12 protein-coding genes and 1 pseudogene are annotated in these 11,975 nt (G+C 59.4%); 6 read left to right on the top strand and 7 right to left on the bottom strand.

Annotated features, from left to right (window positions below):
• Window positions 1-51 precede the first annotated feature (51 nt).
• Entirely contained in the window at window positions 52-627 is a 576-nt protein-coding gene (locus D7Y61_RS04275; RefSeq protein ID WP_258010224.1) for a TetR/AcrR family transcriptional regulator, read from the top strand.
• Between the two features lie 56 nt (window positions 628-683).
• Complete coding sequence (locus D7Y61_RS04270; protein WP_180865242.1) at window positions 684-1,340, top strand: TetR family transcriptional regulator; 657 nt, start codon at window positions 684-686, stop codon at window positions 1,338-1,340.
• 9 nt (window positions 1,341-1,349) lie between these two features.
• On the opposite strand, the gene D7Y61_RS04265 is transcribed toward D7Y61_RS04270, so the two are convergent.
• Window positions 1,350-2,642, bottom strand: coding sequence for an NADH-quinone oxidoreductase subunit D (locus D7Y61_RS04265; RefSeq protein WP_180865259.1), 1,293 nt, complete (start codon window positions 2,640-2,642; stop codon window positions 1,350-1,352).
• Between the two features lie 493 nt (window positions 2,643-3,135).
• Here D7Y61_RS04265 and D7Y61_RS04260 point away from each other — a divergent pair, with 493 nt between their 5' ends.
• Window positions 3,136-4,158 (top strand): NAD(P)H-quinone oxidoreductase, encoded by a 1,023-nt coding sequence (locus D7Y61_RS04260; RefSeq protein WP_258010223.1) that lies wholly within the window; start codon window positions 3,136-3,138, stop codon window positions 4,156-4,158.
• A gap of 269 nt (window positions 4,159-4,427) precedes the next feature.
• Here D7Y61_RS04260 and D7Y61_RS04255 read toward each other — a convergent pair whose 3' ends face one another.
• Complete coding sequence (locus D7Y61_RS04255; protein WP_180865241.1) at window positions 4,428-4,871, bottom strand: MerR family transcriptional regulator; 444 nt, start codon at window positions 4,869-4,871, stop codon at window positions 4,428-4,430.
• A gap of 104 nt (window positions 4,872-4,975) precedes the next feature.
• Between D7Y61_RS04255 and D7Y61_RS04250 the strand changes: the two genes are divergently transcribed.
• The gene (locus D7Y61_RS04250; RefSeq protein WP_180865240.1) at window positions 4,976-5,908 is read left to right on the top strand and encodes an NAD-dependent epimerase/dehydratase family protein; all 933 of its coding nucleotides are present in this window, start codon (window positions 4,976-4,978) and stop codon (window positions 5,906-5,908) included.
• A gap of 118 nt (window positions 5,909-6,026) precedes the next feature.
• On the opposite strand, the gene D7Y61_RS04245 is transcribed toward D7Y61_RS04250, so the two are convergent.
• From D7Y61_RS04245 to D7Y61_RS04235, 4 genes are all read right to left on the bottom strand, one after another.
• Window positions 6,027-7,439, bottom strand: coding sequence for a coniferyl aldehyde dehydrogenase (locus D7Y61_RS04245; protein ID WP_180865239.1), 1,413 nt, complete (start codon window positions 7,437-7,439; stop codon window positions 6,027-6,029).
• Between the two features lie 32 nt (window positions 7,440-7,471).
• On the bottom strand, window positions 7,472-7,708 hold the full coding sequence (locus D7Y61_RS22460; RefSeq protein WP_219627792.1) for a hypothetical protein: 237 nt from the start codon (window positions 7,706-7,708) through the stop codon (window positions 7,472-7,474).
• Between the two features lie 66 nt (window positions 7,709-7,774).
• Window positions 7,775-8,443, bottom strand: coding sequence for a hypothetical protein (locus tag D7Y61_RS22455; RefSeq protein ID WP_219627791.1), 669 nt, complete (start codon window positions 8,441-8,443; stop codon window positions 7,775-7,777).
• Between the two features lie 172 nt (window positions 8,444-8,615).
• A complete protein-coding gene (locus tag D7Y61_RS04235; RefSeq protein ID WP_219627790.1) occupies window positions 8,616-9,119 on the bottom strand; it encodes a MerR family transcriptional regulator in 504 nt (167 codons plus the stop codon).
• Between the two features lie 123 nt (window positions 9,120-9,242).
• Here D7Y61_RS04235 and D7Y61_RS04230 point away from each other — a divergent pair, with 123 nt between their 5' ends.
• On the top strand, window positions 9,243-10,073 hold the full coding sequence (locus D7Y61_RS04230; protein ID WP_180865238.1) for an alpha/beta fold hydrolase: 831 nt from the start codon (window positions 9,243-9,245) through the stop codon (window positions 10,071-10,073).
• A 177-nt stretch (window positions 10,074-10,250) separates the two neighbouring features.
• Window positions 10,251-10,946 carry a type 1 glutamine amidotransferase domain-containing protein gene (locus tag D7Y61_RS04225; protein ID WP_180865237.1) on the top strand — a complete coding sequence of 232 codons (696 nt, stop codon included), beginning with the start codon at window positions 10,251-10,253 and terminating at the stop codon, window positions 10,944-10,946.
• 121 nt (window positions 10,947-11,067) lie between these two features.
• Here the strand turns inward: D7Y61_RS04225 and D7Y61_RS04220 are convergent.
• Window positions 11,068-11,854 (bottom strand): annotated as a pseudogene (locus D7Y61_RS04220) (transposase).
• Between the last annotated feature and the right edge of the window lie 121 nt (window positions 11,855-11,975).

Here is an 11,975-nt window from a genome sequence, read left to right as displayed (position 1 = left end):
CCGTACCGGCCTGGCGGATCGTTCGTCGCCCGCTACATGAGGAAAACTCTCTTGAACGCTACCCACAGTTCGTCCGTGCGTGTGCCCGGCATACTCATCCGCGAAACGGCAGCGCTTATCGTCCGCAATGGTCGGTCTTCGGTGACCGTCAGTGAGATTCTCGAATGCTCGGGCGTCAGCCGTGGCGCGATGTTCCATCACTTCTACTGCAAACAGGATCTCATCGATGCCACTTTCGCCAGTTGGCTCCAAGGATTCAGTCTGGATGTAGAGCAGAGGATGCGTGCCAATGGCCTCCGGTATGGTGCCTTTACAAATGCTTACGTGGAATCTGTCGTGGAAGGCTGCAGGCGGCACGACGTTGCAATGCTCTCGGCCCTGATCATTCGCCTGGACCTGGCGCAATTGCCAGCGTTGCAGTGGATCGAGTGGATGAAGAAGAAGCTGGCCACCGAGCCGTCCGAGGCCGACGATCCCGCGCTGAAGTCTGCGCGTCTCGCCGCCGATGGTCTGTGGCTTGGCTCACTGTCCTGCCCTGCCCCAGCCAATGAACCGAAGATCGACATTCAAACGCCGCAGATCCCGGTGCAGCGCTATGGCCACGGTCCGTCCCATCGCCTTGTCTAAGGGCGATCAGGACGCGCGGTCGCGCGCTCACCGAACAGCAGGGATGCAACCGTGCCATGGCTAGAAGAACCAAGGAGGATGCACACGCCACGCGTGAGAGGATCCTCGATGCCGCACTGGTGTGCCTGCTGCGCCATGGGCCCGCGGGCACAACGCTGGAGCAGATCGCCACCGAGTGCGGCCATTCGCGCGGCGCGATCTACTGGCACTTCGGGTCCCGTCAGAACCTGCTGGGTGAACTCTCCGCGCGAGGGCGGCCAGATGCACCCGAAGGACTGCGGGAAGCCGCCATCCGGCAGTGCAGTGACCCGTTCAAGCTTCTGTTTGTGGACCTGGTCAGGGTCTTTGATCACACGCGCCGCACCCCACGCGTTCGCCGAACGGTTGAGCTTCTGCTGCGTTCTGGTGCATCACATGAGCTGGGCGGCATAGACGACGTGCTCGCGGCGTGCGCGATGCCGGAGGTCCGCATGCTGGAGCTTGTATACCAGCGTGCAGGAGCACTGGGCCAGCTCCGTGAGGGCGTTGATACAGCCACTGCGGCGCGCAGCCTTCATGCGATCGCGGTCGGTGTTCTGCTGGGATCAATCCTGGAGCCCGGCATCCTCGACCTGGAGATGGGCGGGGCCCGCACCGTGGAAGACCTGCTCAGGCTGCACATGGCTGTTCCCTTCGCGGCCGCCGGAGCGTGGCTCAGCCCATGTGTGGGCTGAGCCGGTTCCTCATCGATCCACTTCGCCGAACACAATGTCGTAGGTGCCAATCATGGCGACGACATCCGCCAGCATGTGGCCCCTGACGATTTCATCCAGAGAAGAGAGATGAGCGAAGCCGGGAGCACGCAGGTGCACCCGGAACGGCTTGTTGGCGCCATCGGAGATCAGGTAGCAACCGAACTCGCCCTTGGGCGCCTCGACCGCTGCGTAGGTCTCACCTGCCGGCACCTGGTAGCCTTCGCTGAAGAGCTTGAAGTGATGGATCAGCGCTTCCATGTCGGACTTCATTTCCTGCCGGGACGGTGGCGCCACCTTGAAGTTCTGGACCATCACCGGGCCGGGGTTGGCGCGAAGCCAGTCGACACATTGCCGGATGATGCGGTTGGACTGCCGCATCTCCGCGACACGGCACAGGTAGCGGTCATAGCAGTCACCGGCGCTGCCGACCGGAATGTCGAAGTCAACGGCATCGTACTTCGCGTAGGGGCGCTTCTTCCTCAGGTCCCACGCCACGCCCGAGCCTCTCAGCATCACCCCGGTCATGCCCCAGTCCATGGCCTGCTGCGGGCTCACAACGCCAATGCCCACCGTGCGCTGCTTCCAGATTCTGTTGTCGGTGAGCAGGGTTTCGTATTCATCAATGCGGTTCGGGAACTCGCGGGTGAAATTCTCGATGAAATCGAGCAGCGACCCTTCTCTCGCGGCGTTCAGCCGCCGCAGCTCCTTTCCCTTCTTCCAGCGTGACTCCTTGTACTTCGGCATCTGGTCAGGCAGATCACGGTACACACCGCCGGGCCGGTAGTACGTGGCATGCATTCGAGCGCCGGATGCCGCCTCGTAGCAGTCCATCAGCTCTTCGCGTTCCCGGAATGCATAGAGCATCACGGCCATGGCGCCCAGGTCCAGCGCGCCCGTCCCGATGTTCATGAGGTGATTGAGGATACGGGTAATCTCATCGAACATCGTGCGGATGTACTGCGCCCTGATGGGCGCCTCGATTCCCAGAAGGGTTTCAATCGCACGTACGTAGGCGTGTTCATTGCACATCATGGATACGTAGTCCAGCCGATCCATGTAGCCGATGGACTGGTTGAAGGGCTTAGACTCCGCCAGCTTCTCGGTACCCCGGTGCAGCAGGCCCACATGCGGATCCGCGCGCACAACGGTCTCGCCATCCATCTCAAGCACAAGGCGCAGCACCCCATGTGCCGCAGGATGTTGGGGGCCGAGGTTCATCACGTAATTCCGGATCTCGGTATCCCGGCGATCGTCGCGCGTGGGAGCGGGACCGCCCGCCATCGTCCTCTTTGTATTCATCCAATAGCTTCCGTAGACCGAACGCATTCAGCGGAGGCGCTTAATGCTGTCGGCGTCGATGCTACTTTGACCCGCAAGGCGCGATATGGACTGCTTGGTCTGGAATCTGGGGCTTGGGGCTTGGGGCTAGAGTCAGGCCTAAGCACTTCGCGGCTCGCACACGAGCTATCTCGACGACAGTGCGAGTGCCGAATCCGGACAGCGGCAGGAGGCCTCCGAGGTCGCTTTGGTCCAAGAGCGGACATCCGCCCTACCCCCGATAAACATCCCTAATCCATCGGCCCCAAAGGTGCGATGCTATGCCAAGGTCGGCAGCACGATCTGGCTGAACGCTCCGCGCACCAGGCTATTGACCTTAAACAAAGCTTCAACCTTAGAGTTGCTTCGACGCTCGGATTTACTGCATCCGAGCCTTAACGCGTAGAGCTGCTGAGCGGATATCCGCCAGACAGCACGCCACTCTAAGGAGCATGCGATGAACACCCCGACTCAAGGCCGCGATCGTCCCACTGAGATGGTCGCTATTGAGATCACTCAACCTGGCGGTCCCGAAGTGCTGAGTTCGACGACCCGTCCCATCCCTTCGCCCAAGGCAAATGAAGTCCTCATCAGGGTGGAAGCGGCTGGTGTGAACGGCCCTGACATCCTGCAGCGCAAGGGACTCTACAACCCGCCTCCCGGCGCATCCGACATCCCAGGATTGGAGATTGCGGGTGAAGTGATGGCTGTGGGCGCCAATGTCATAGATCACGCAGTGGGAGATCGCGTTGCGGCATTGCTAACCGGTGGCGGCTATGCTCAGTACGCCGTGGCTGACGAGCGCGTCACAATCAGCATCCCAGACGGTCTGAGCATGATTGAAGCCGCTGCGCTACCCGAGACGTTTATGACAGTGTGGCTTAATCTGTTCCAGCGAGGGCAGTTCAAGGCTGGTGAATCGGTTCTGATCCACGGCGGCGCTTCAGGTATCGGAACGACCGCAACCATGCTCGCCCGTCAGTTGGGCGCATCTACGATCATCACGACCGTCGCATCGAAGGCGCATCAGGAGGCTAGCCTGCGCCTGGGAGCGGATGTCGCCGTGAATTACCTCGAAGATGACTTCGTTGCCGCGGTAAAGGATGCGACAGATGGCGCTGGAGTTGATGTGATTGTGGACATCATCGGCGGCGACTATGTGGCCAGAAACTACGAAGCGGCGGCCATGAACGGTAGGATTCTCCAGGTCAGCGTGCTGAAGGGTCCAGCCAAGGAACTCAACCTGTGGCCCATGCTGGCCAAGCGGCTGACTCACTCTGGCTCGACCCTGCGCTCGCGGACCCATGAGGACAAGCAAGGCATCCTTTCCGAGCTGAAGCAGAACGTTTGGCCGCTGATTGCCGAAGGGCGTGTGAAGCCTGAAGTCTACAGCACGTTCCCGCTGGACAAAGCTGCTGATGCGCATAGGTTGATCGATAGCGCAGAGCACATCGGCAAGGTTGTTCTTGTAAACAGGTAACGGGACCGCTCGGTGCATGCCACACTGCCCCCTTGGCCTTCTTCCACGCTGCGGCCATACCGTGGTTGAAGGCCTCGGGGCTGCAGGTGCTCATGATTCGGTGGAGTGTGAATCCGGAGATGGGGCACGCTTGCTACAGCAGCTTAATGTGGGTGTTTTCGACTCACACCGGCAATTGGGCTTGGCCGGACTAAGTGCATCCCCTACCCTTGCACAGGGTTCATCGTTTCCAGAAGCTCGCATCTTTTGATGGAGCGAATCCTAGCGGACTAACGCCGAATTCGTTTCGTGGCCGGCGCTTTCCCGACGTCCACCAATTGGGTCCTCGACAGCACGTGCCGGGCGTTGGTTGCGCAATCCATATCCTGTGGTTTGGCATCGATCTGCGCAATCAGTTCCAGCAAGTGCGCCTTGTTCTCCGTGAGTTGGGCCTGCAGTTTCTCGATGTCCTTGATCTTTCGCTGTAGTGTTCCGAGCAACGTGCCGTGCTCCCAACTTGCGAGGTCGCTCGGAAGCAGTACGCGCAGCTCATCCAGGCTAAACCCTGCTTGCTGTCCGGTGGCGATGAGCCTGAGTGCGAGTACCGCATCCTCGGGGTAGCTGCGATAGCCGTTGTCTTGCCGCTCCACCGCCTTCAGCAAGCCGATGCGTTCGTAGAAACGGATTCGGGATGGCGCCAAGCCCGTGCGCTGGGCCAGTTCTCCAATTTTCATGTTAGGCCTGCACCAATTGATAACGGCATTTGACATTAAACATTACTTCAAGGTTAGCCTTGTGCCGTCGCGCTATCAAGTGCAGTTTTGAGGAAGCCTTAACAATGCAGACGATCCTCGGGGCCAATGGCCAGATCGCCACCGAACTTGCCCGGGAACTCCGGCACACCTACACCGGTGAGCTGAGACTGGTGAGCCGCAATCCCCGTAAGGTGAACGACACGGATGCTCTGATGCCAGCCAATTTGCTGGACGCCGAGCAAACGCTGAAAGCTGTCAAGGGCAGCAGCATCGTCTACTTCACGGCGGGCTTGCCGCCGGACACGAGAATGTGGGAGACGCAGTTCCCGACGATGCTGAAGAACGCACTGGATGCCTGCCGTTCGGAGGGCGCCAGTTTTGCCTACTTCGACAACACGTACATGTACCCGCAGGACGCGCGACTGCTGACTGAGGACGCGCCCTTCGCGCCAGTAGGTCGCAAAGGCGTCGTGCGCGCAGCTATGGCCTCAATGGTGCTGGAAGAAATGGCTCGCGGTGCGATCCCTGTATTGATCGGTCGCGCCCCTGAGTTCTATGGCCCCGGCAGGACGCAGAGCTTTACCAACGCACTGATCATCGACAAGCTCCAAGCTGGAAAGAAGCCGCGCGCACCGGTGCGCGATGACACCCTGCGTACCCTGATCTGGACGCCTGATGCGAGTCGCGCTCTTGCTGTCCTGGGTAACACTTCTGATGCTTTTGGCCAGACATGGCATCTGCCGTGTTGTGACGACCGCCCCACCTACAAAGACTTCGTCACAATGGCCAGCCAAGTTTGGGGGCGCGAGCCGTCCTACGGAGTCATCAGCAGGTGGACGCTGGCCGCTGCCGGACTTTTCTCCAAACTCGTGCGGGAGATCCAGGAACTGCTGCCGCGCTACGAACAGGACAATATCTTCGACTCCACGAAATTCAAGCGAAGGTTCCCGGAGTTCCAAGTCACGACCTACAGCCAAGGCTTGGAGCTAATTCGAAAGGACTTCTCCCCTCAGTAGCATGCTCGACGGCCGGCGCAGAACCGCTGGACGCCACCTGGCGGACTTTTGTCCGGCCAGGTCGCGATGCTTCCAGCTGCGAGTCCCGTCTGTGAATACCAGGTGTAGTTCTTCTACTTCACGGAGAAGGCGCCCTGCTCTTCCCAAGGGTAAAGGCGATGCCCAATTCGGCGATCTTGCCGAAGGGGGCATGTAGCAGCCCCGGCAGATTCCAACGCCCCTGCACAAACACGCCCTTGGCTTGGCTCATGGAGCGGAAGCCTTCGACACCATGATAGGCGCCCATGCCGCTCGCACCGACGCCGCCAAAGGGCAAGTCGTCTTGTGCCACGTGCAGCAGGGTGTTGTTAATGCCCACATTGCCCGAAGTCGTGCGCGCCAGCACTTGGGCACAGCCTTGATCCTCGTTGCCGAAGTAGTAGAGCGCGAGCGGCCGCGGTCGAGCATTTACATAGCCGATGGCTTCATCAAGGGTGGTATAGGTTCGCACAGGCAGGACCGGCCCAAAGATCTCCTCCTGCATGATCAACGCCTCGTCGTCGGGGTTGATGACCAGCGTTGGTGCCAGGATGCGCTCGCGTACCGCTACGTCGTCAGGGCATTGGCCGATCTCAAGTACCTGCGCCCCCCGATTGCGCGCGTCATTGATCAGTCCGCTCAGGCGCTGGTAGTGACGTGTGTTGATGATCGTCGTGTAATCGGAACTGTCCAGCCCGTTGGGGTAGAAGCGCCTGACCGTGTTGGTGTATTGATCGATGAATGTTTGCAGATCGCTTTCATGGACCAGAGCATAGTCCGGTGCCACGCAGGTCTGACCGGCATTGGAGAGCTTCCCGAACACCAGGCTTCGTATCGTGCGATCGTTGACGTGACCACGCGCGATGACTGCTGGGCTCTTTCCGCCCAACTCCAGGGTCACGGGGACCAGGTTGTCGCTGGCAGCGCGCATGACCTTGCGCCCAACCTGCGTGCTGCCAGTGAATAAGAGGTAGTCAAATGGCAGTGCGCTGAACTCGGCCCCGACTTCGGGCCCACCTAGTATCACGGCGACCTCATCTTCTGCGAAAGCTTCAGCGAGCACATCGTGCAGCGCCTGACTGGCTCGTGGCGTGAGCTCCGAGGGCTTGAGCATGGCGCGATTGCCCGCAGCCAATGCAGTGGCGAGCGGCACCAGCGTAAGAGACAGGGGGTAGTTCCACGGCGACATTACCCCTACAACTCCCAGCGGTTGGTACTCAACATAGGCGCGACCAGAGCGGTAGGCAAACTGCACGTGGCGGCGTTCACGCTTCATGAAGCGGCGAAGGTTTCTGAGCAGGTAGTCGATGGCCTGGATGATGCAGGCCAACTCCATCAGGTCGGTTTCATGCCTTGAGCGATTGCCGAAGTCTGCACTGACTGCATCCTTCAGTTCCTCACGATGTCGCAGCACTGCAGCGCGTAGTCGATGAAGCCGTGCCTCACGCAAGGAAAGACTTGGCGGACCATCTTGCAGGAAGGCAGAGCGCTGTCGACTCAATACGTCAACCATTTCAGTACTTCCTTGAGCGAGCGTCACGGCGATCACTCCTTGGCGAGAGGCTTGGGTGCGTACAGGACGGCTTGGAAGTCGGGAACGTACTCATACTTGAGCATCTTTCCCAGCTTCAATGACGAGATGAAGCCTGACAGGCTGCCATCGGTCAGCGTGAGCTTGACGGCATCGCGGCTGGACGTACTGGCTTGGCTCAACTGGCGCGCAGTGGTGTGCCCGGTCTGGAGATTTCCTTGCTGGTCAAGATTCGTGAAGTGGTTTGTCACGAAGGTCTCTTTGCTGGAGCCAACATTGAGCTTGCGCGTTTCCAGGGTTACATCCAGCGCCTGGGTCTAGCTGTCGAAAATCTTGACGACAACGTCCTTGTCGCTTTCGTTGTAGTCGATTCGCGTCAACCACTTGGGCAAGTTGTAGCCAACAACGCCACGGACACGCGCCAGTTCGGTGTCGACCGGCAATTTAAGTACATAGCCCCAGAAGTCATCTGAAAAGGATTGACCCATTAGGGAGAGCGGTCCCCAGCTGGTAGAGCCGGGCTTGCTGGTGACGACGGACAGCCCAATCTCGTTATAGCTATCGTTGTCGCAGTACTGATAGGAATAGGCGGTCAGCGCGACCACGCCACGTCCGGGCCACACTTGCAGGGGCTGGACCTTCTCCAGGACCTTCGGCGGCATCAGCTCACGTAGCCTGTTCAGATCTGCGGTGAAGATGACAGTGATGCGGCGGTTCTCGTAATAGAAGTTGGGAGACCAGCTCTTAAACCCAATGTTCACTTTTTCCTTGGTGATGCCCTTGAACCAGCTGAGGTCGGTGTCAGGCGCCTCCGCGGCAATGACCGACAGCGGTGGGTTGGATCGATAGCGGTCATACAATCCCCCCTTCACCACGGGAACATCGTGATCGCCAATCTTGATTAATGTCGTCTCGGCTGCTTGAGCAAATGCTGCGGCAGCCAGCAGGCCGGCGCCAAGGATGGGAGCTAGCGTTGCGGTTCTCATGTCTATTGCCCTGAAGGCGGAGGGGGTGCCCTTGAGCATAGGATTGAAGTTAACTTTAAGGTCAACCCCTCCCACCTCTCCTCTCTTTTGGGTCGACTTCGCCCGCGTCCAGGCCGTTCCCCGCCGCTCGCGTAATGAGGGCTTAGCGCCAGGTTGCGCTACTGGCGTGTCATCAGGTCGATTTGGGCTTGCGGGCAGCTCTCACGCGATGAGCAGAATCTGATGCATGCGGCGCTGGATGAGCGTCAAGGAGCTTCATCAGCCTTGCCATGTTATCGGTACACGAGATGCCGTTGGGACGCTGACTGACACCGTCGATGATGCTGATCAGGCGTGCCTCGCTCTGCCGGAGCTGCCGGATCAATTGTCGAATCTCCCCTACTCTTGCGGTCAGTGATTCGACCAAGCCCTCGTGGTCCCACTTTGCCTGGCCAGCCGGCAGGAACTGCCGGATCTGATCCAACGAGAATCCAGCGCGCTGCGCGCTATCGATGATCTGCAGCACGCCGGCGGTCTCAGGCGAGTAAACGCGGTAGCCATTGTTGCCCCGAGGGGCAATGCCGATAAGCCCCTCTGCCTCGTAGAACCGAATGCGCGAAGTGCTGAGGCCCGTAGCCTTGGCCAATTCTCCGATCTTCACTTTCGCCCCCTTGACCTTAAAGTCAGCTTTAAACATACACTCATTTGACCGCCAGCGTGGCAGCGTTTGCGGTGCGGACGGGCAGCCCATGGCCGGCCATCGCCCAGTTCGCGGGGTTTCACTCGCGAACTGACAGTCATACCTATCTTGGAGAGCGAGATGAGCTACGTAACGACAAGCGACGGCGTCGAAATCTACTACAAAGACTGGGGCCCGAAGAACGGCAAGGTCATCTACTTTCATCATGGCTGGCCTCTGACCAGCGATGACTGGGACGCGCAGATGCTGTTCTTCGTGAACCAGGGATTCCGCGTGGTGGCCCATGATCGACGAGGGCATGGTCGATCCACGCAGGTATGGGACGGACACGACATGGACCACTATGCCGATGATGTGGCTGCCGTGGTGACGCACCTTGGCGTTCAAGGTGCCATGCATGTCGGCCACTCAACGGGCGGCGGCGAGGTGGTCCGCTACATTGCCCGTCATGGGGAAGACAAAGTGTCCAAGGCGGTCCTGATCAGTGCAGTCCCCCCGCTGATGGTCAAGACTGCCGGAAATCCCGAAGGCACTCCCAAGGAAGTCTTCGACGACTTCCAGGCTCAGCTGGCCGCCAACCGTGCAAAGTTCTACTACGACGTTCCTGCAGGGCCGTTCTACGGATACAACCGCCCAGGCGCCGAACCCTCTGATGCCGTGATCTGGAACTGGTGGAGGCAAGGGATGATGGGCGGGGCCAAGGCGCACTACGATGGCATCGTCGCATTCTCGCAGACCGATTTCACTGAGGACCTGAAGGGAATCACGATCCCCGTATTGGTAATCCACGGGGATGACGACCAGGTTGTGCCGTATGCCGACTCCGGGCTGCTGTCTGCCAAGCTGGTGAAGAACGGAAAGCTCAACACCTACAAGGGCGCACCGCATGGCATTCCGACCACGCATGCCGATCAGGTCAACCAGGACCTCCTTGATTTCGTGAACAGCTGAAAAGCTGGGGGTGTCGCACACCCGTGCAGTCAGGTTGCATACGTGACAGCCGTGTACGCACGGCTGTCCGCTTGAGGGGTGCACCTGCCCAATCCGTCCCTTCCAGTCACTGCATGCGACATTGCACTTCTAGTGCCTGCAACCGACATGATGGCTGGCGCGCTTCGAGGATGAGCGATGACCAAGCGAGTACTGAACGTCGTTACAAATGTCTCCCACTTTGAGAACCCTGCGCATAGGACAGGGCTTTGGTTGTCTGAACTGACGCACGCCTACGACGTGTTTGCTCACCACGGCTACGAACAAGTTCTGGTGAGCCCTCAGGGCGGCCTTTCGCCGCTGGAGCCCCGCGCGCTCAAGTGGCCTCTACTGGATCGTTCAGCTCGAAACTGGTTGGAGCGTCCCGATCAGATGTCCCTTCTGGAGAGCACCCTCAGCCCTGCCCAGGTGGATCCAACGATCTTCGATGCAATCTACTTCACCGGCGGGCACGCGGTGATGTGGGACTTCCCAGAGTCGTATCCACTCCAAGAGATCACTCGCATCATCTATGAACGAGGCGGCATTGTTTCGGCGGTCTGTCATGGATACTGCGGCCTTCTCAACACCCGGCTCAGCGGGGGCGAACTCCTCGTCAAGGGGCGGCGAATCACCGGGTTTTCCTGGACAGAGGAAATCCTGGCGGGTGTTTCCAAGGAGATGCCTTACAACGCCCAGCAAGAAATGTCTTGTAGAGGTGCACTCTACGAAAAGGCAGTTCTTCCGTTCGTGCCAAAAGTTGTAGTCGATGGAAGACTTGTAACGGGGCAGAATCCGCAATCAGCCAAGGTGACAGCCAAAGCAGTAGTGGCCGCGCTAGATGGCAACAATTAGTTTTCAAGCCTGTTCTGCATTGGCCAGCCTCGGCGCAGGAGTCAAAGCCTTGGGGAGGAAATCGCATATCCACCATACGTGGTTGCATTCCGACGCTTGCCATTTCCTCGGATGGGGGGTTCTACCCCGATATCACGGACGGTCTAAAAGAGCTGCAACCTTCTGATCCTGCCTGGCGACCCTTCGCCGCATCCTTGGGTTGTGGCGTCGCTCGATGTAGTCAAACACATCCACTCTTGCTGCATCCAGTGTCGGGTAGCTCGTTCGATAGACTCGCTCACGCTTGAGCAGCCCAAAAAAGCCTTCGCAGGCCGCGTTGTCGCCGCAATGCCCCACAGCGCTCATTGAGCAGATCAGCCCGTTAGCCGCGAGATATCCTTGGTAGTCACCGCTGCGGAACTGACTGCCACGATCCGAATGCAGGATCACCTCATCGCTGCCTTGACGCTGCCAGACCGCCATCTGCACCGCCCGGATCACCACCAGGCGCTCGTTGTCGACCTGCCGGGCGCTCACAGGGCGCTTACTCCACTCGTAGTAGCCGCTGGCCGATACCTTCAGGCACCGGCACATCAGCCGGATCGGAAACTCATCGCGGCAACGTTCGATCACCTGATACCTCAGGATGATCCCTTTGCAAAGAACGTCGCCGCTTCTCGCAAAAAATCCCGTTCCTTCTTCACCCGTGCCAATTCACGCTTGAGTCGAGCCAACTCTTCGTCCCGTGGCGTTCCGGCGCCGCCGAAAGCGGCCGCTTCTGGATTCTGCGCCTCGCGCTTCCAGCGGGTTAGCAGGCTGTCGCGAATTCCCAGCTCCCGGGCCACCTGGGCGCAGCTGATGCCGGGCTGGCTCGCCTGCTCAACCGCACCGCGCTTGAACTCGGCACTGAACTTCCTACGCTTTGACATGAACACTCCTCATGGCCTGAATCGGCCTTCTTGTAAGTGTCCGTGAAAACGGGGCTGAACCCGCGCCGCCCCGCAGATCCCAATGCAAATTAACGTGATGCATCACGGCTTGACCGCAAGT

The organism is Stenotrophomonas maltophilia, from assembly GCF_013464485.1.
GTDB lineage: Bacteria > Pseudomonadota > Gammaproteobacteria > Xanthomonadales > Xanthomonadaceae > Stenotrophomonas > Stenotrophomonas maltophilia_AW.
The sequence above is the reverse complement of the archived record's forward strand: the minus strand, read 5'-3'. Positions and strand labels throughout refer to the sequence as shown.